The organism is Haloarcula sp. Atlit-120R (assembly GCF_003665885.1).
Lineage (GTDB): Archaea > Halobacteriota > Halobacteria > Halobacteriales > Haloarculaceae > Haloarcula > Haloarcula taiwanensis.
This window is the reverse complement of record NZ_QPLN01000001.1, coordinates 927,673-945,948: the sequence shown is the minus strand read 5'-3', so window position 1 is coordinate 945,948 and position 18,276 is coordinate 927,673. Positions and strand designations below refer to the sequence as shown.

At 64.1% G+C, this 18,276-nt stretch carries 14 protein-coding genes; 11 read left to right on the top strand and 3 right to left on the bottom strand.

The window, feature by feature from the left end; translation table 11 throughout:
- The 5 genes from rpoB to DVK01_RS04875 all read left to right on the top strand — a co-directional run bounded on the left by rpoB (nt 1) and on the right by DVK01_RS04875 (nt 6,777).
- Complete coding sequence (rpoB, locus tag DVK01_RS04895; RefSeq protein ID WP_008307505.1) at nt 1–1,827, top strand: DNA-directed RNA polymerase subunit B; 1,827 nt, start codon at nt 1–3, stop codon at nt 1,825–1,827.
- Nucleotides 1,824–4,733 carry a DNA-directed RNA polymerase subunit A' gene (locus DVK01_RS04890; protein WP_121511808.1) on the top strand — a complete coding sequence of 970 codons (2,910 nt, stop codon included), beginning with the start codon at nt 1,824–1,826 and terminating at the stop codon, nt 4,731–4,733. The genes rpoB and DVK01_RS04890 overlap by 4 nt, the downstream gene beginning before the upstream one ends.
- Nucleotides 4,734–4,735: 2 nt before the next feature.
- Nucleotides 4,736–5,923, top strand: coding sequence for a DNA-directed RNA polymerase subunit A'' (rpoA2, locus tag DVK01_RS04885; RefSeq protein WP_101351175.1), 1,188 nt, complete (start codon nt 4,736–4,738; stop codon nt 5,921–5,923).
- Nucleotides 5,923–6,348, top strand: coding sequence for a NusA-like transcription termination signal-binding factor (locus tag DVK01_RS04880; RefSeq protein ID WP_101351174.1), 426 nt, complete (start codon nt 5,923–5,925; stop codon nt 6,346–6,348). The genes rpoA2 and DVK01_RS04880 overlap by 1 nt, the downstream gene beginning before the upstream one ends.
- A gap of 96 nt (nt 6,349–6,444) precedes the next feature.
- Nucleotides 6,445–6,777, top strand: a complete 333-nt coding sequence (locus DVK01_RS04875; protein ID WP_121535663.1) for a hypothetical protein — start codon at nt 6,445–6,447, stop codon at nt 6,775–6,777.
- Nucleotides 6,778–6,802: 25 nt separating this feature from the next.
- On the opposite strand, the gene DVK01_RS04870 is transcribed toward DVK01_RS04875, so the two are convergent.
- A complete protein-coding gene (locus DVK01_RS04870; RefSeq protein ID WP_121535660.1) occupies nt 6,803–9,190 on the bottom strand; it encodes a methyl-accepting chemotaxis protein in 2,388 nt (795 codons plus the stop codon).
- Nucleotides 9,191–9,642: 452 nt separating this feature from the next.
- Here DVK01_RS04870 and DVK01_RS04865 point away from each other — a divergent pair, with 452 nt between their 5' ends.
- The 6 genes from DVK01_RS04865 to DVK01_RS04840 all read left to right on the top strand — a co-directional run bounded on the left by DVK01_RS04865 (nt 9,643) and on the right by DVK01_RS04840 (nt 14,176).
- Complete coding sequence (locus DVK01_RS04865; RefSeq protein WP_004515440.1) at nt 9,643–10,071, top strand: 30S ribosomal protein S12; 429 nt, start codon at nt 9,643–9,645, stop codon at nt 10,069–10,071.
- Between the two features lie 2 nt (nt 10,072–10,073).
- Nucleotides 10,074–10,688: a 30S ribosomal protein S7 gene (locus DVK01_RS04860; RefSeq protein WP_101351171.1), complete on the top strand. Its 615-nt coding sequence runs from the start codon at nt 10,074–10,076 to the stop codon at nt 10,686–10,688.
- Between the two features lie 49 nt (nt 10,689–10,737).
- The gene (locus DVK01_RS04855; RefSeq protein WP_121535657.1) at nt 10,738–12,117 is read left to right on the top strand and encodes a PQQ-dependent sugar dehydrogenase; all 1,380 of its coding nucleotides are present in this window, start codon (nt 10,738–10,740) and stop codon (nt 12,115–12,117) included.
- A gap of 72 nt (nt 12,118–12,189) precedes the next feature.
- Nucleotides 12,190–12,771, top strand: a complete 582-nt coding sequence (locus DVK01_RS04850) for a biotin transporter BioY (protein ID WP_101351169.1) — start codon at nt 12,190–12,192, stop codon at nt 12,769–12,771.
- Nucleotides 12,768–13,472, top strand: a complete 705-nt coding sequence (locus tag DVK01_RS04845; protein WP_101351168.1) for an energy-coupling factor ABC transporter ATP-binding protein — start codon at nt 12,768–12,770, stop codon at nt 13,470–13,472. Before DVK01_RS04850 ends, DVK01_RS04845 begins: the two co-directional genes overlap by 4 nt.
- Nucleotides 13,466–14,176 (top strand): energy-coupling factor transporter transmembrane protein EcfT, encoded by a 711-nt coding sequence (locus DVK01_RS04840; RefSeq protein WP_101351167.1) that lies wholly within the window; start codon nt 13,466–13,468, stop codon nt 14,174–14,176. Before DVK01_RS04845 ends, DVK01_RS04840 begins: the two co-directional genes overlap by 7 nt.
- 19 nt (nt 14,177–14,195) lie before the next feature.
- On the opposite strand, the gene DVK01_RS04835 is transcribed toward DVK01_RS04840, so the two are convergent.
- Nucleotides 14,196–17,291: a PAS domain S-box protein gene (locus DVK01_RS04835; protein ID WP_121535654.1), complete on the bottom strand. Its 3,096-nt coding sequence runs from the start codon at nt 17,289–17,291 to the stop codon at nt 14,196–14,198.
- Nucleotides 17,292–17,441: 150 nt separating this feature from the next.
- The gene (locus DVK01_RS04830; RefSeq protein ID WP_101351165.1) at nt 17,442–18,236 is read right to left on the bottom strand and encodes a DUF5781 family protein; all 795 of its coding nucleotides are present in this window, start codon (nt 18,234–18,236) and stop codon (nt 17,442–17,444) included.
- Nucleotides 18,237–18,276 lie beyond the last annotated feature (40 nt).

The following is an 18,276-nucleotide window of genomic DNA, read 5'->3' as shown; positions in this document are numbered from 1 at the left end:
ATGAGTCAGGGACGCGAAGCCAAAGTATACGTAAACGGTAGTCTGGTCGGCACACACCCCGACCCGGAACAGCTCGCAGAACAGGTACGACAGGCGCGACGGCGGGGGGACGTCTCCCAGATGGTCAACGTCTCGGTCAAGAACCGGACCGGGGAAGTCATCATCAACGCCGACGCCGGCCGTGCCCGACGCCCGCTACTGGTCGTCGAGGACGGCGAACCGCTGATGACCGACGAGGAGGTCGAGCAGGTCAAAGAGGGCGAGCTCGAATTCGAGGAACTCGTCGAGCGCGGCCTCGTCGAGTTCATCGACGCCGAGGAAGAGGAGGACATCCTCGTCGGCGTCGACGAGGACGAACTCACGGAGAAGCACACGCACCTGGAAGTCGACCCGCAGCTGATGTTCGGTATCGGTGCGGGGATGATTCCGTACCCCGAACACAACGCCTCGCCCCGGATTACGATGGGGTCGGGGATGATAAAGCAGTCGCTGGGCCTGCCGTCGGCGAACTACCGCATCCGCCCGGACACGCGCCAGCACCTGCTGCACTACCCGCAGCTGTCGATGGTCAAGACCCAGACCACCGAACAGATCGGCTACGACGACCGCCCCGCGGCACAGAACTTCGTCGTCGCCGTCATGAGTTATGAAGGCTTCAACATCGAGGACGCCCTCGTGATGAACCAGGGGTCGGTCGACCGCGCGCTCGCCCGCTCGCACTTCTTCCGCACCTACGAGGGCGAGGAACGGCGCTACCCCGGCGGTCAGGAGGACCGCTTCGAGATTCCCGACGACGAGGTCCGTGGCGCACGCGGCGAGGAAGCGTACACGCACCTCGACGACGACGGCCTCGTCAACCCCGAGACGAAGGTCGGCGAGAACGCCGTCCTGCTGGGCAAGACCAGTCCGCCGCGGTTCCTCGAAGAACCGGACGACATGGGCGGACTCTCCCCCCAGAAGCGCCGCGAGACGAGCGTGACGATGCGCTCGGGCGAATCCGGCGTCGTGGACACGGTCACGCTGATGGAAGGCGAGGACGGCTCGAAGCTCTCGAAGGTCTCGGTGCGTGACGAGCGCATCCCCGAACTCGGGGACAAGTTCGCCAGCCGCCACGGCCAGAAGGGCGTCGTCGGCCACATCGCCCCCCAGGAGGACATGCCGTTCACTGAGGAGGGCGTCGTCCCGGACCTCATCATCAATCCGCACGCGCTGCCGTCGCGGATGACTGTCGGCCACATTCTGGAGATGATTGGCGGGAAGGTCGGCGCGCTCGAAGGCCGGCGCGTCGACGGCACCGCCTTCACGGGCGAGGACGAGGAGGAACTGCGTGGCTCGCTCGAAGAGCACGGCTTCGATTCGTCGGGCAAGGAGACGATGTACTCCGGCGTCACCGGCGAGAAAATCGACGCGGAAATCTTCGTCGGCGACATTTTCTACCAGAAGCTGTACCACATGGTGTCGAACAAACTGCACGCCCGCTCGCGCGGGCCGGTGCAGGTGCTCACCCGCCAGCCTACCGAGGGGCGCGCCCGCGAGGGTGGCCTCCGTGTGGGTGAGATGGAGCGGGACGTGCTCATCGGGCACGGCGCGGCGATGGCGCTCAAGGAGCGACTGCTCGATGAGTCCGACCGCGAGTGGATAAACGTCTGCGGGCAGTGTGGGATGACGGCCGTCGAGAACGTCGAACAGCGGCGTATCTACTGTCCGAACTGCGAGGAGGAGACCGACATCCACGAGGTCGAGATGTCCTACGCGTTCAAGCTCCTGCTTGACGAGATGAAGGCGCTCGGAATCGCCCCGCGGATCGAACTGGAGGACGCAGTATGAGTTCACAACAGACACCACAGGAAATCGGTCAGCTCAGTTTCGGGCTGATGGACCCGGAGGAGTACCGCGAGATGTCGGCCACAAAAGTGATTACGGCCGACACGTACGACGACGACGGCTTCCCCATCGACATGGGGCTGATGGACCCGCGACTGGGCGTCATCGACCCCGGACTGGAGTGCAAGACCTGCGGGAAACACAGCGGGTCGTGTAACGGTCACTTCGGCCACATCGAACTCGCCGCGCCGGTCATCCACGTCGGCTTCGCGAAGCTCATCCGCCGGCTCCTGCGCGGGACCTGCCGGGAGTGCTCTCGGCTCTGTCTCGACGAGCACGAGCGCGACGAGTTCGCCGACCGACTGACACGGACCCAGGACCTCGGCCGCGACCTCAACGACGTGACCAAGGCCGCCATCCGGCAGGCCCGCAAGAAGGACCGCTGTCCGTTCTGTGGCGAGAAGCAGTACGACATCAAACACGAGAAGCCGACCACCTACTACGAGGTCCAGGACGTGCTGGCCTCGGACTACCCCGAGCGAATCGCCGCCGCGATGGAGGAGGCCGAGGAGCCGATCTCGCCCGTCGAACTATCCGAGGAGACCGGCATCGACAGCAGCCGCGTCCAGGAGATTCTCAGCGGCGAGTTCCGCCCGCGCCAGGAGGACCGCCGCGCCCTAGAGAAGGCGCTGTCGGTCGACCTGACTGAGGAGGACATGAACAAGCTCATGCCCAGCGACATCCGGGACTGGTTCGAGGACATCCCGGACGAGGACATCGAAGTGCTGGGGATGAAACCGGCCCGTTCACGGCCCGAGTGGATGATTCTGACGGTGCTGCCGGTGCCGCCGGTCACCGCTCGGCCCTCGATTACGCTGGACAACGGCCAGCGCTCCGAGGACGACCTCACGCACAAGCTCGTGGACATCATCCGCATCAATCAGCGGTTCATGGAGAACCGCGAGGCGGGTGCGCCACAGCTGATTATCGAGGACCTCTGGGAACTGCTGCAGTACCACGTCACCACCTTCATGGACAACGAGATCTCGGGCACGCCGCCGGCGCGACACCGCTCCGGCCGGCCGCTCAAGACGCTCTCCCAGCGCCTGAAGGGCAAGGAGGGCCGCTTCCGCGGCTCGCTGTCCGGGAAGCGCGTGAACTTCTCCGCTCGTACCGTCATCTCGCCGGACCCGACGCTCTCGCTCAATGAGGTCGGCGTCCCGGATCGGGTCGCAAAGGAGATGACCCAGACGATGAACGTCACCGAGCGCAACCTCGAAGAGGCCCGTCGCTACGTCTCCAACGGGCCGGAAGCCCACCCCGGCGCGAACTACGTCAAGCGGCCCGACGGCCGCCGGCTGAAGGTGACCGAGAAGAACTGCGAGGAACTGGCCGAGAAGGTCGAACCCGAGTGGGAAGTGTCCCGCCACCTGGTCGACGGCGACATCATTATCTTCAACCGCCAGCCGTCGCTGCACCGGATGTCCATCATGGCCCACGAGGTCGTCGTGATGCCGTACAAGACGTTCCGGCTGAACACGACGGTCTGCCCGCCGTACAATGCTGACTTCGACGGCGACGAGATGAATATGCACGCCCTGCAAAACGAGGAGGCCCGCGCGGAGGCCCGGGTCCTCATGCGCGTGCAGGAACAGATGCTCTCGCCGCGCTTCGGCGAGAACATCATCGGCGCGATTCAGGACCACATCAGCGGGACGTACCTGCTGACCCACACCAATCCGAAGTTCAACGAGACGCAGGCGCTCGACCTCCTGCGTGCGACCCGAATCGACGAACTGCCCGAGCCGGACGGCGTCGACGAGGACGGCGAGGAGTACTGGACCGGCCGCTCGCTGTTCTCGGAACTGCTGCCCGACGACCTGAATCTGGAGTTCACGTCCTCGGCCGGCGACACCGTCCGCGTCGAGGACGGCCAGATGACCGGCGGCACCATCGACGAGGACGCCGTCGGGGCCTTCGGCGGTGAAATCGTCGACACTATCGCCAAGGAGTACTCCCGGACCCGCGCCCGGATTCTCGTCAACGAGGTCTCGGCGCTGGCGATGCGCTCTATCATGCACTTCGGGTTCTCCATCAGCATCGACGACGAGTCCATCCCGCGGGAAGCGGAAGAGCAGATCAACGACGCCATCGACAGCGCCTACGACCGCGTCGAGGAACTCATCGAGACCTACGAACGGGGCGAACTCGAATCCCTGCCCGGCCGGACCGTCGACGAGACGCTGGAGATGAAAATCATGCAGACGCTGGGCAAGGCGCGTGACTCCGCCGGTGACATCGCCGAGGACCACTTCGGCGAGGACAACCCGGCCGTCATCATGGCCGAGTCCGGTGCGCGTGGGTCGATGCTGAACCTGACCCAGATGGCCGGCTGTGTCGGCCAGCAGGCAGTCCGCGGCGAGCGGATCAACCGCGGGTACGAGAACCGCACCCTCTCGCACTTCGAGGAGAACGACCTGTCGGCGGACGCCCACGGCTTCGTGGAGGCCTCCTACCGCTCCGGCCTCGGCCCCAAGGAGTTCTTCTTCCACGCGATGGGTGGCCGCGAGGGGCTGGTCGACACGGCCGTCCGGACCTCCAAGTCCGGGTACCTCCAGCGCCGGCTCATCAACGCCCTCTCCGAACTGGAGACGCAGTACGACGGCACCGTCCGGGACACAAGCGACACCATCGTTCAGTTCGAGTTCGGCGAGGACGGCACGTCGCCGGTCGACGTCTCCTCGAACCAGGACGAGGCCGCCGTCGACGTCGAGCAGATCGCCGACAGCGTCCTCGACGAGGAGTTCGAGAGCGAAAAGCAAAAAGAGAGCTTCCTCGGGACCCGCACCGAGCGGACCAACCTCTCGGAGCACGCGGACGACTGGTGGATGGCCGAGGGTGACGACTAACAATGACAGCACACGACGTATCAGCAGACATCGAGGCCGTCGTCGAGGACACCGAGCTGCCGCGACGGCTGAAAGACGAAGTGTACAGCACCATCGAGGAACGCGGCGTCGGCGTCGACGACGCCGACCGCATCGCCAAGGCCGTCGAGTCACGCTATCTCGACACCCGCGTCGACCCGCTGGACCCGGTCGGAACCGTCTCGGCCCAGTCCATCGGCGAACCGGGAACGCAGATGACGATGAACACGTTCCACTACGCGGGGGTCGCCGAAATCGACGTGACTCAGGGGCTACCCCGGCTCATCGAGCTGGTGGACGCCCGGAAGACGCCGGACACGCCGATGATGACGGTCCATCTGGACGAGGAGTACGCCCAGGACCGCGAGCGCGCCCACGAGGTCGTCTGGAAGATAGAGGCGACGCGCATCCTCGCGCTGGGAGACATCTCGACGAACGTCGCGGACATGCTCGTCGAGATAGACCTCAACGAGGACACGCTGCTGGAGCGGTGGCCGACGGTCAACGACACCGACGCCATCGCCGAGGAAATCGCCGAAACCATCGAGTCGAACCTCGGCGTCTCGACCCGGCAGGTCGGGACGGTCATCGAGTTCGGCCCGGAGGAACCCAGCTACCGCGACCTGCTCCAGCTGGTCGAGGAGCTTCGAGAGATCGTCTTCAAGGGCATCGAGGAGATTACCCGCGTCGTCATCCGCAAGGAGGAGACCGACAACGGCGAGGAGTTCGTCCTCTACACCGAGGGGTCGGACTTCGGCGAAGTGCTGGACATCGAGGGTGTCGACGCCTCCCGGACCACGTGTAACAACATTCACGAGATTTACCGGGAACTCGGCGTCGAAGCAGCCCGTGAAACGCTCATCAACGAGACGATGAACACGCTCGAAGAGCAGGGGCTGGACGACGTGAACGTCCGGCACCTGATGCTCGTAGCCGACATCATGACTAACGAGGGGACCATCGAGTCCATCGGCCGCCACGGCATCTCCGGGTCGAAAGACTCCGTGCTCGCCCGCGCAGCGTTCGAGGTCACCGTCAACCACCTGCTTGACGCCGCCATCCACGGCGAGGTCGACGAACTCGACGGCGTCACGGAGAACGTCATCGTCGGGAAGCCGATCAAACTCGGCACCGGTGATGTCAACCTCCGGATGGGTACGACTCAGGACTGATGCGGGTCGAACTCTCGGACGAAGCACGTCGACTGGTCGCCCTCTTCGAGGACGAGGCAGCCGTCACCGTCCGGGATTGCGTCGTCGACGAAGAGCACGACCAGGTGGTGTACCTGGTCAAACGCGGCGAGATGGCCGACGCTATCGGCCCGGGCGGTCAGACGGTCGAACGCGTCGAGGAGCGTCTGGGCCGCGAGGTGAAACTCGTCGAGGCCGCCGAGACGGCCGAGGACTTCGTGGCCAACGCGCTCGCACCGGCCGCGGTGTACAACGTCACCGTCTCCGAGAACGACGACACCGTCGCCTACGTCGAAGTGGCACAGGAGGACCGCGGGGCCGCAATCGGCCGCGAGGGGCGCAACATCGACGCCGCCCGGCAACTGGCCAAGCGACACTTCGACATCGACGGCATCGAACTGACCTGAGCGGGGCGATTCGGACGGGGTGTGGACCCGAGTAGCCGGACAGTCGATGCGGTGACTGGCAGAAACTGTTTTTTCGTCGGCTGTGAACGGACTGCTATGCCTTCGCTCCGGCGTCCAGACGGTGGCAACCTCCTCGCTCCACTGACTATCGTCGGAATCTACCTGTCTCACGCACACGTTCTGGGGAATCCGCCGTCCGCACTCGAGGGCACGTCTACTCTCGCGCTGTTCGTGTTACTGCTAGCCACAATACCCGTCAAGGGACTGCTCGCGTCACTGCCGTACTCGCTTACCGGCGGGGGGCTAGTTGCGCTCTTTTATCTTGTCCGGTTCAGTCAGCGGCAGGATCTCGGCTCTGGCATCGGTATCCTTTTTGATGGTTACAGTCTCTATCAATGGTTCGAGCAGAGTGTCGAACCAGAACTGTAGGTATCAGAATAAAATAACTACGTACTCAGTCGTCGTCTGCTGAGGCGTCTGGCGCGTCGTGTTCGTACACGTCGGTATCGCTGTGTGTAGTTCCGCTATCGACATCGAACGTCTGCAGGAGTTCGCTGAGGTCGCCAGCCTGATCAGACAGAGATTCGATACCGCTAGTCACTTCGTTGATCGTCGCTGTCTGTTCCTCAGCGGCGGCGGCGACGTTCTCGGCGCTGGAAGCGGTTTCCTCGCTGATTGTCCCGACCTCGTCGGTCATTGCGACGACTTCCTCCGTCGTCGCGGCCTGTTCGTCGGTGGCGTCGCTAATGGACTGAATGCCGTCGTTTACCTCCTCGACCCGGTCGACGATGGCCTCAAGCGATTCGATGGCATCGTCGACAGTCTCGATACCGTCAGTGACGGAATCACCCATCTGTCTGATGTCGGTCACGGCGTCACCGGTGGTGTCCTGTACGTCTTCGATAACCGTCGAGACTTCTTCGGTGGCTTCAGTTGTCTCCTGCGCAAGACCCTTGATCTCGTCGGCGACGACGGCGAACCCTTCACCAGCCTCACCGGCGCGGGCGGCCTCGATGGAGGCGTTCAGCGCGAGCATGTTCGTCTGCTCTGCGATGTCGTCGATGAGGTCGACGATGTCCCCGATCTGCTCCATCTCCTCGTCGAGTGACTCGACGCGGTCGATTGTTTCGTCGGCTCGCGTCTCGATGTCGTTCATCACATCGATGGCCTCAGAAGCACGCTCGCTGCCGGTTTCGCCGATATCGGCGGCCTCATCCGACGTGGCCGCAACCTCGTCGGCCTGCGCTGCGACCTCTTCGACCGTTGCGGAGAGGCCCGACATCTCGTCGACCGTCTCCTCGATGTTCTCGTACTGTGTCTCCGCGCCGTCGGCGATCTCCTGGACGGATTCGCTGACCTCTTCGCTGGCGCTCCGGACCTCGGTGGCGCTTGCGGTGATCTGGTCTGCGGAGCCGTCGACGTCGTCGGCAAACTCACGGATACGCATGACTGTCTGGCCGAGCTGGGCGAGCATATCGTTGAACGCGGTGGCGATGTTGGCCATCGCGTCGTTGTCAGTGTCGGTGTCGAGCCGCTGGGTGAGGTCGCCGTCGGCCGCCTTCCGCATCACGGCCGAGAACTCCTCGGCCTGCTGTTCGAGGGTTTCTGCTATCTCTTCTGCCTCTGCCTTGGACTCTTCGGCCTCCTGCTGGGCCTGTTCGAGGTCGCTGATGAACGATTCGAGGTTCCCGTGCATGCTCGATAGCGACGAACCGAGCTGGCCGGGCACGTCCTTGTCGAGCGCCGGGTCGTCGAACGCCTGTCTGGAGAGCGCGTCAGCCTGTGCGGCGACGGTATCGAGATACGTCTTCATCTCGTAGAATGCGTTCTGGACATCGCCGACCTCATCGAGGCGGTCTGACTGCTCGATGTCGGTGTCGAAGTTGCCCACTGCGAGGGCTTCCGCCTGTGTCGAGAGTCGCCTGAGCGACTGCATGATCCCGCGACCGACGAGGACGCCGATGAGTGCGAACCCGGCCAGTGACACACCGATGATGGCGACGAAGCTCCCCTGAATACTGTCGCGGAGGGCGAAGGCGGTCGATTTCGGGGCCTGCTTGATCACGATCCACGGCGTGTCATCGACAGACTCCGCGGCGATCAGGTACGACCCGCTTCTGGCCACGCCGCTATCTTCCGCTGTGAGTGCGGTCAGGTTGGCGGAGACGTTGTACTGGGTGCCGATGGTCGATGCGTCCTCGGCGAACTGGACCGTCCCGTCCTGTCGGACGATCCGTGTCTCACCGCCCTCGATTGAGTTACGGAACTGGGCCGTCCGTGCAGTCACGTTGTGGACCACGACGACCAGTTTGTCGCTTCGGGCGACTGGGCTTGCGAAGGCGATGTACTTCCCTCCCTCATAGGTGTACACTTTCGACATATCGACGGAGTTCGACCCGGTGACCGAGAGGCTCCCGCCCTCCCACTCGAAGTCGCCCGTCTGGAGCGACGTCTCCCGTCGGTCGCTCAGTGACGATTCCTTGATCTCCAGTGTCTCTTCGTTAACGTAGTGGATGGCGTACACTGACTCCGGCTGGTAGAACGCTTGCCGCTGTAACGCGCCACGGATCATCGTCGGGCTTCCCTCCTGAACGTCAGACAGCGTTGAGAGGGTTCGAGCGGCGTTGCGCTGGCTACGGACCCAGTCAGCTGTTGTCGTAGCCGTCTGGACGGCCCCGGTCTGGAGTTCGTTTTCACGCTGTTCTGTCAGCTCGTCTGCAACCGTCCGCTCCGCGGTGACGCTGACGCCCGCAACGAGCAGGGCGATACAGAGAATGATAAGCGCCAACTTCCGGAGATACGTTTGTCGGACGATATCTGGGAGACGTTGTTCAAGTTTCATAGCTACTCCGGCAGGTCTGTGTGAATAACTCAAGCGGCGGTACTAGAAACCACCTGCCCAGTTATCACACCTGATTCCGCGTGTGCGCGATCGATTTCATCGTCTGACGGAGTCCGGCACTGAGAGTCGTGGCCCCTGATAGGTCTTCTCTTCGCTGTACGACTGCGTAGCCGCCCGCTACTCTTTGCAGTCCCCCAGTACCTGTAACCGATGGTGTAAGCGAAATATCATTCGGGGGCAATGTCACGGAGAGCGGGGGAGTGTTGTGTTGACCGCCAGACGCGACCGAAACACCCCACTGACAGCTTCTTCCTCATTGCCGTGGCGCTCTCGCCGCGTTATTTACCGTCCTTCTTGCCCCGTCTATGCCACAGAACGCCACACACGCCGACGCTACCGTCTGAGTCCGAAAGAGGAGTCTTAAGTACCTCCGAAAGGTACCAGTGCCTACTATGGCGAACGGCAAGTACGCCGCGCGCAAGCTCAAGAAGGACCGCCAGAAGCACCGGTGGTCCGACACTGACTACGCGCGTCGCGAACGCGGCCTGGGCAAGAAGTCCGACCCGCTCGAGGGTGCGCCCCAGGGACGAGGTATCGTACTGGAGAAAGTCGGCATCGAGGCCAAGCAGCCTAACTCCGCTATCCGGAAGTGTGTCCGCGTCCAGCTCATCAAGAACGGTAAGCAGGTCACCGCGTTCTGTCCCGGTGACGGCGCTATCTCTTTCATTGACGAGCACGACGAGGTCACAATCGCGGGTATCGGCGGGGCGAAGGGCCGCGCGATGGGCGACCTCTCCGGTGTCAACTACAAGGTCGAGAAAGTCAACGGCGTCTCTCTCATTGAACTCGTTCGCGGGAACGCGGAGAAACCGGTCCGATAACCATGAGTGCCGAAGATACACCCGAGGCTGACGCGGCTGAGGAAAGCGAGCCAGAGACGGCCCGTGCGAAGCTGTTCGGCGAGTGGGAGATCACGGAGATCGAGTACTCCGACCCCTCGACCGAGCGCTACATCACTGTCACGCCGATCGCCCACACGATGGGGCGCCACGCGGACAAGCAGTTCAAGAAAAGCGAGATCAGCATCGTCGAGCGGCTCATCAACCGCCTGATGCAGACCGACGAAAATACGGGCAAGAAACAGCTTGCAACATCCATCGTCACTGAGGCGTTCGAACTCGTTCACGAGCGCACCGACGAGAACCCGATTCAGGTGCTCGTCAGTGCGGTCGAGAACAGCGCTCCCCGAGAGGAGACTGTCCGCCTGAAATACGGTGGTATCTCGGTCCCGAAAGCCGTCGATGTCGCGCCACAGCGCCGCGTCGACCAGGCCCTGAAGTTCCTCGCCGAGGGCGTCTACGGTGGCTCGTTCAAGACCACCACGAGTGCCGCCGAGGCGCTCGCACAGCAGCTCATCGGTGCTGCTAACGACGACGTCCAGACCTACGCAGTCAACCAGAAAGAAGAGAAAGAACGCGTCGCGGCTGCCGCTCGCTAATTCGGCTGTCTCCGACATCTTTATTCTTCTATACTTGGCAGAGAAATCTATGCGACAGTCCAGCTGTGACGCCCGTTCCCGCCGCCAGTGCCTCGCCGCACTCGGCGGTATCGGGGCGACCGTGCTGGCCGGTTGTCGCGGTGAGTCAGGGACACAGACGGAGTCGTCGGACCTGACACCGACGGCCACAACGACGGCAGGCCCGACACACGCGCTGGACCGCTACGATGTCTCTCTCAGCCACGAGCGCGGCCAGTCACCCGACACCGACTGGACCGTTCCGACCACGTCGCCGACAGACACGCCGCTCGCCACGGAACCACTCATCGAGGACCTCGAAATTCCATGGGACCTCTCCTTTGCCGCCGACGGAACGCTGTTTCTCACCGAACGTGTCGGTCGTGTCCTCTCGTTTGTGGACGGAAGCGTCCGAACGGTCACCGAACCGGCAGCGGTCATCGACGCGGAATCGAGCGACGACGGCTGGTGGGTAACGGGCGGCGAAGGTGGGACGCTCGGCGTCGCCGCACACCCGACGTATCCCGACCCGCCGGTGGTGTACGTTTACTACACGACGATGACCGACGACGAGCGAGTCAACCGGGTCGTCGCGATGGACGTGTCGGCCGAAGACCCGGCCGCCACGGAGTCCGTCATCGTCGATGGCATTCCCGGAAGCAAGATACACAACGGCGGTCGGCTCACATTCGGCCCCGAAAAGTATCTCTGGATTACGACGGGGGACGCGGGCGACGGCGAACTGGCCGCGGACACCGACTCGCTCGGTGGGAAGGTCCTCCGCGTGACGCCCGCGGGCGACCCCGCACCCGGGAACCCTGATATCGGCGGGGACCCGCGGGTGTTCACATACGGCCACCGGAATCCACAGGGGCTGGCCTGGCTCCCAGACGGCACCGTCATCGCCTCCGAACACGGTCCGACCGGACGGGACGAACTCAACCGCCTCGTGGCTGGAGGCTATTACGGCTGGCCTGACACCCGCAAGCACGAGGAGTACGCCGACGCCGGCTCCGAGGTCCGCCGGCCGCTCGCAAACACGGGCAACGCCGGCGGCTGGGCACCTTCCGGCTCGCTGTTCTACACCGGCGACGCCGTGCCGTCGCTGCGGAACCGACTGCTCACCGGCGGCCTGAAGGGACAGAAACTCCTCGCAACGACGTTGACACCAGACGGTGCGGACCCGCCGCCGGGCGACGACGCTGAGGTGTATGACGCCGACTGGACCGACGACGCCTACACCGCGACCACGCATTCTCTGCTGGCCGACGAACTCGGTCGGATTCGCCATATTGAGCAGGGGCCTGACGGCGGCCTCTACCTCGTCACGTCGAACCGCGACGGGCGGGCCGGCGACGGCTTCCCGCGGGAGCGCGACGACGTGCTCGCCCGCGTCACGCCGGCCGAGTGACTGGAACGCCGGCCGCGGTCGCGCGTTCCGTGAACCACTGGCTATATTTCGGTTGACGAGAGAGGGAGACCCATGGCAACAGAGCAATCCGTCGACCTCGTCGACGACGAGACTGTGGGCTTGTTCACGAAGGCGGTGCTGCTCGCGGCGCTAACCGCAGCGCTTGCACAGATATCGATCCCGCTTCCGGGGGCGCTGCCGCCGTTCTCGCTGCAGCCCTTCGGAATGTTCTTCGCCGGCCTCCTGCTGGGGCCGCTGTGGGGCGGCGTTGCCCTGCTGTTGTACGTCCTTGTTGGTATCGCCGGCGCACCGGTGTTCTCGAACGCGAACGCGGGGCTGGGCTATGTCATTGCCGGGCAGGGGACCGGCGGCTTCCTCGTCGGCTTCCTCGTCGGTGCGGTCGTCGCCGGCGCTATTGCACACCGGAGCATAGCACCGAAACCGGTCGCTGATCTCTCTGTCCCGGTGCAGGTCGTCGCCCTCACCGCGGCGGTCGCTGTCGTCTACGCTATCGGCGTCCCGTGGCTGGCGGTGGTCACCGGGCTGCCGTTCGCCCGCGCTGCGGCCGTGATGGCTCCGTACATCCCGCTTGACCTCCTGAAGCTCGGTATCGCGGTCGGCGTCGTGCAGGGCGGGTACCTCGCCGGTCGATGATCGAGGTCAGCGACCTGCGCTACCGGTACGGCGATGTCGATGTCCTCGACGGGCTCACGCTGTCGATACCCGACGGTCAGTACTGTCTGCTCGTCGGACCGAACGGGAGCGGCAAGACGACGCTCGTCCGACATTTCAACGCGCTGCTGACGCCCGACGCCGGAGCGGTCACTGTCGACGGGACCGACGTGACGGACGACCCCGTCGTCGCCCGGACGCGTATCGGGATGGTGTTCCAGCATCCCCGCGACCAGTTTGTCGCCGCGACCGTGGCGGCTGACGTGGCCTTCGGCCCGGAGAACCTCGGGCTCGACAGGGAAGAGATTGACCGCCGGGTCGACAGGGCGCTCGACGCTGTCGACCTCGGTGCTGCCGCCGAGAGCCGCATCGACGCTCTCTCGGGCGGCGAGCAGGCCCGCGTCGCTATCGCCGGGGCACTCGCCATGGAACCGGACTATCTTGTGCTCGACGAACCGCTCGTCGGGTTAGACTGGCCGGCCAGAGACTCAGTGCTGGACCACCTCGACGCGCTGGCCGCCGATGGGACGGGTATCATCGTTGTCACGCACGACCTCCGGGACCTATACGAGCGGGCCGACCGCCTCGTCGCGTTACACGAGGGGCGGGTCGTTCTCGATGTGCCGCCAGCCGAAGCGCTCGACAGCCTCCCGGACCTCGGCATCAGAGACCCGCGATGTTGAGCTACCGACCCGGCTCGACGTTTGCGCATCGGCTGGACCCGCGGTCGAAGCTGCTGGTCCAGTTCGGGCTCGCCATCGCCGCGGTCTCGCACCCCACCCTCCCGTGGCTCGTCGGGACGACCGCGTTCGCGCTGTGTACGCTCGCGGCGGCCCAGCTCTCGCCACTGGCCGTCCTGCGCTCGTATCGGGTCGTCCTTCTCGTGTTGGCGCTGGCCCCGTTCATCGCTGGCGTGGCGCTCGGCCCGCCGTGGTTTCGGGTCGACCCGGCGCTGCGCTCGGCGTTGCACGTCGGGCGTATTCTCCCGGTGTTGCTCGTCAGCGCCGCCTACCTCACGTCGACGCCGGTCCGGGACACCCGGGCGGCGGTCCAGCGACTGATTCCCGGCAAGCCCGGCCAGATTCTCGGCATCGGGATGGCGCTCGTCGTCCGGTTGTTCCCGCTGGTGCTCGCTGACGTGCGGGAAGTCCGGGACGCCATACACGCTCGTGGCGGCGAGGCCCGCCCGTTACGGGACCGCGCTCGGCTGCTCGCTGTCCGGTCGCTGGAACGCACGCTCGACCGCTCGGACCGGCTCTCAGTCGCCCTCCGGGCCCGTTGTTTCGCGTGGAACCCGACGCTTCCGCCGCTTTCCTTCGACCGTCGTGACTACCCGGTGCTCGCCATCGGTATCGCGCTGGCGGTGTCGCCGCTCGCCCCGGTGTAGCGGTTTGATATACGTGCTTTCACTCCACGATATCGACACCGGTAATCTCGAACCGTGCGCCGCCCTCGCTCCCCTCGTCGATGGTCACCGTCCAGTCGTGGGCGTCGGCGATCTCCGCGACAATCCAGAGCCCGAAGCCAGTGCCGTCGTCCGATGTCGAGTAGCCCGTCTCGAACACGCGCGATCGGTTTTCCTCGTCGATACCATCGCCGTCGTCCTCGACGTAGAAGCCGTTCTCAAGCCCTCCGATGGTGACTGTCACGTCATCGCCGCCGTGTTCGACACTGTTGCTGAACAGGTTTTCGAGCAGTTGTTCCAGTCGGCTTCCGTCGGCACGAATGACAGCGTCGGCCTCGACAGTAAGTTCAGCGCCGCCGGTTTCGACGTTGTGCCAGCACTGCTCGGCCGTGTCCGCAAGCGCCACGACGCCGGCATCAACCGACTGCTCGTCGCGTGCGGCCGCGAGCAGGTCGTCAATGAGTGTCCGCATCCGCGCGAGCGCGTCGCTGGCGCTGTCGAGGTGTTCGCTGCTGTCCTCTTGCCGGGCCAGTTCGATTCGGCCCTCGGCGACGGAGAGTGGGTTCCTGAGGTCGTGGCTGACGATGCTAGTGAACTCTTCGAGGCGTTCGTTCGTCTCCTCCAGTTCCTGCTCGCGGCGCTTGCGCTCGGTGATGTCTCGGTCGATACCGATTGCCCGGACCGGCGTCCCGTCGCCGTCGGATTCGACGCGGCCCTTTGCTTCCATCCACCGAATCTCACCCTCACGGACGATTCGGAACTCGGCTTCGTACATGCCGGTCTCGGTTGCCGATTCGATGCGGGCCGCCACGTCCGCCTGGTCCTCTGGGTGGACCATCGGTAGAAACTCGTCCAGCGACTCGATGTCAGTACCATACAGCGTCTCCGACCCGGGGTAGTACGCCAGGTCGCCGGACTCGAACTCGCGGTCCCAGACGACCGCATTGGTGGTTTCTAGCGCGATCTCCATCCGCTCGCGCGCCTCCTCCAGTTCGCGCTCCCGCAGTTTTCGGTCGGTGATGTCCTGGACCGAGCCCCGGAGCTTGACAACGTCGCCGTTCTCGGTGACTGGCTCACACAGCGCGCGGACCCACCGGTAGTTGTCGTCGTCCCCTGTACGCACCTCCATATCGTACCCCTCGGCCGTTTCTATCGCCCGCTGGAACTCCGCCCTGATAGTGTCTCTGTCATCGGTGTGGTACAGGTCGATGATGGATTCGAGGGTCAGTTCGTCGTCCGGAGGCAGTTCGTGTATCCGGTAGAACTCGCGTGTCACTGTCATCGCCGGCGGATCGGTTGTCACGTCTACCTCCCAGCCGCCGACGCTTGCAATCCGTTGTGCCTGGTCGAGGAGCTCCTTCGTCCGCGTAAGCTCCTGCTCGCGTGCTTTTCGGTCGGTAATGTCCCGGCCGATGCCGGCCAGCATCGGATTTCCGTCGGGGTCCTCGACGCGGGTTGCTGTGAACTCGTAGGGAATCCGGTCTCCGGATTTAGTAATAAACGGGACCTCCACGCGGGTGGTGTCTCCCTCGAACACCGATTCGATCGCGGCTAGAACAACATCTCGATGCTCTTCCGGGAAGAAATCGGCTCCGTGGGCCCCGGCTACTTCCGCGGCCGAGTAGCCGGTCACGTTGAGCAGACTCTCGTTCCAGCGCCGGAAGTGGCCGTCGCTGTCGAGGACGTAGAACACGTCGTCGATAGCATCCAGCATGTCGTCGGTGTACTCTTTGTACCGTTCGAGGCGCTCCTCGCGCTGCTGCCGTTCGAGTTCGTAGCTCACCCACTGCGCCGCGAGATGAACGAACGTCTTCTCATCCTCGGTGAAGGGTGTCTCGCGGGGCGATCGGTCGACGAAACAGAGCGTCCCCGAATACGTGTCATAGACACGGACCTCGCCGCTGATGTACGTCTCGAACTCCCAGCGCTCGTATGCCGGGTCGGACACCCAGCCCTCCTCGGACGCTTCTGCGATTGCCATGATGCCCTCTGTGTCGGCCATCTTCCGGTAGTACGACTCCGACAGCGGCGTGACTGTTCCCGGTTTGAGCCGCTCGTCACTCCCGCTCGCATAGCGGATGGTGAACTCGTTGCGGTCAGTATCGTTCGAAGACAGGAACGCGCCGGCGGTCCCGAGGCGCTCCCGGCCCAGGTCCAGAACCGCCTGGATCTTCTCATCGAGGGTAGCGTCGGGGTCGGCGCTGATCTCGTAGAGCGTCCGGAGCGTCTGGTTGTGCTCCGCGAGCTGGTTCTTTGTGGCTTCGAGTTCACGCTCGCGGTTCCGCCGCTCGGTGATATCACGAGCGAAGCCGGCCACGCGAACTATCTCACCGGCGTCGTTGGTGATCGGCTCACCCTGTATCCAGACCCAGCGCTGGTACTCCTCCGCTTCGTTGACGCGGCATTCGACATCGGCCGACTCGCCGTTGGTGAGGCACCGCATCGCGTCTTTCATCCGCTCGCGGTCCTCAGGGTGGATCCCATTCAGGAAGTCGTACGGGTTGTCACGGAGCTTGGTCACTGACCGCCCCCAGATGTCCTCGTAGGCGGAGTTGATAACAAGGACCTCGCTCAAGTCGGCGGTAAACTCCCAGAGGATATCGTTGGTTGCTTCCGTGAGTTCTCGGACGCGGCGCTCTGACTCGGCGGCCTGTCGCTTCGCGCGGTACTCGGAGACCGCGTTTTCGATGCGGTTGGCCAGCAGTTCGTACACCTCGACGCCGAACGACTTCTGCAGATAGTCGGTAACGCCCATCGAGATCGCCTCGCTGGCTACCTCTTCGCTCCCTTTCCCGGTGAACAGAATGAACGGCAGATCTGGGTTCGTCTCCCGAATCGCATCGAGCAGTTCGATGCCGTTCATCCTCGGCATATCGTAGTCGGAGACGACAGCGTCGAACCCGTTTTCCGCGAGTCGGTCGAGTCCGTCCCGTGCGCTGGTCGCGGTTTCGACGGAGATCCGGTCATCCGCGGCCTCTAGGGAATCCGCTGCGACAGCCACGAAGTCGGGGTCGTCGTCGATGTGTAACACCCGAATCCGGTCGCCGACGACATCGGTTTCCCGGCCCGGGTGCCGGCCGCGGAGCGCCTCAGTCATAGTCAACTAGTTCACAGGTCCACGCAAAAACAGTTCTGGCAGTTAGCTCGCGTTCGCGTATGACCGAACCGGCAGCCAATGTCGATGAGACCTTACCGAACGTGTGGTACTGCCGACCGCCGTTGGATCGGTTGCCCGGGACAGGTGGTTTCAATCCGCCGCGCGGCCGCCGCCACCGGCGTATGCGCGAGTCACGTCGACGAGCGCCTTCCGGAACTCGGACTCGTCCGGTTCGGGCGAGAGTGCTGCGAAGTGGCGCTTGAACTCCGCAAGGTCGACCGATTCGGCGTCCTGTGCCGCGGCATGCGCGAGGTCGTACAGCCGGTGGTCTGTCTCGACCAGATTGTGGCGTTCACACAGCGCAAGAGCGAACGCTGCGTTGACGGCCGTGATATCCGGGTCTGCAGCCGGCGTCAGCCGCGCGGCCGGTTCACCCGGCTGTCGAACCCGGGTCGACGATGTCGAGCGGTCCCATGTCGGTGGGTCACCGGGTCGGTCTGCGACGGCAGCCGCGAGACTGGCTTCCAGAAACGGCACCAGCTTGTCTCCGGGCACCACCGGCATCCAGATATCGTCGGCGTAGACGTCTTTCATGTGGTTGGCGATCTGGTAACAGTGCGTGAGTTTTCGCTGTTCGACCGAACGCCCCGCCAGCGCGAGATAGATGGCTTCCCGTGTCGACTGGGTGTGTGACGGATGTCCGCGTTCGTGGTGGTGCATATGCGCGTACTCGTGTAACGCCAGTTCGCGGGCCATTGCGCTCGTGGCGGCTTGGCGGGAGATTGTTAGCCGGTGGGCGTCGTCGCTGTGGCTAACGCGGGTGCGCTCATCGGGGTCCTCTCGGACCCGGACAGTCACTGGTCGTTTCAGGTCGTGTTCCGTCGAGAAGAGGTCCTTCGCTCCGAGAAACGGTTCGGCCGGCCCACCCTGCACGTGCACGTCCATGTGTCACTATGCCACGGGGCGCAGCGCTATTAATGCACGG

Coding starts and splice junctions, on each gene's coding strand:
- rpoB (WP_008307505.1), top strand. CDS start 1: ATGAGTCAGGGACGCGAAGCCAAAGTATACGTAAACGGTAGTCTGGTC.
- DVK01_RS04890 (WP_121511808.1), top strand. CDS start 1,824: ATGAGTTCACAACAGACACCACAGGAAATCGGTCAGCTCAGTTTCGGG.
- rpoA2 (WP_101351175.1), top strand. CDS start 4,736: ATGACAGCACACGACGTATCAGCAGACATCGAGGCCGTCGTCGAGGAC.
- DVK01_RS04880 (WP_101351174.1), top strand. CDS start 5,923: ATGCGGGTCGAACTCTCGGACGAAGCACGTCGACTGGTCGCCCTCTTC.
- DVK01_RS04875 (WP_121535663.1), top strand. CDS start 6,445: ATGCCTTCGCTCCGGCGTCCAGACGGTGGCAACCTCCTCGCTCCACTG.
- DVK01_RS04870 (WP_121535660.1), bottom strand. CDS start 9,190: ATGAAACTTGAACAACGTCTCCCAGATATCGTCCGACAAACGTATCTC.
- DVK01_RS04865 (WP_004515440.1), top strand. CDS start 9,643: ATGGCGAACGGCAAGTACGCCGCGCGCAAGCTCAAGAAGGACCGCCAG.
- DVK01_RS04860 (WP_101351171.1), top strand. CDS start 10,074: ATGAGTGCCGAAGATACACCCGAGGCTGACGCGGCTGAGGAAAGCGAG.
- DVK01_RS04855 (WP_121535657.1), top strand. CDS start 10,738: ATGCGACAGTCCAGCTGTGACGCCCGTTCCCGCCGCCAGTGCCTCGCC.
- DVK01_RS04850 (WP_101351169.1), top strand. CDS start 12,190: ATGGCAACAGAGCAATCCGTCGACCTCGTCGACGACGAGACTGTGGGC.
- DVK01_RS04845 (WP_101351168.1), top strand. CDS start 12,768: ATGATCGAGGTCAGCGACCTGCGCTACCGGTACGGCGATGTCGATGTC.
- DVK01_RS04840 (WP_101351167.1), top strand. CDS start 13,466: ATGTTGAGCTACCGACCCGGCTCGACGTTTGCGCATCGGCTGGACCCG.
- DVK01_RS04835 (WP_121535654.1), bottom strand. CDS start 17,291: ATGACTGAGGCGCTCCGCGGCCGGCACCCGGGCCGGGAAACCGATGTC.
- DVK01_RS04830 (WP_101351165.1), bottom strand. CDS start 18,236: ATGGACGTGCACGTGCAGGGTGGGCCGGCCGAACCGTTTCTCGGAGCG.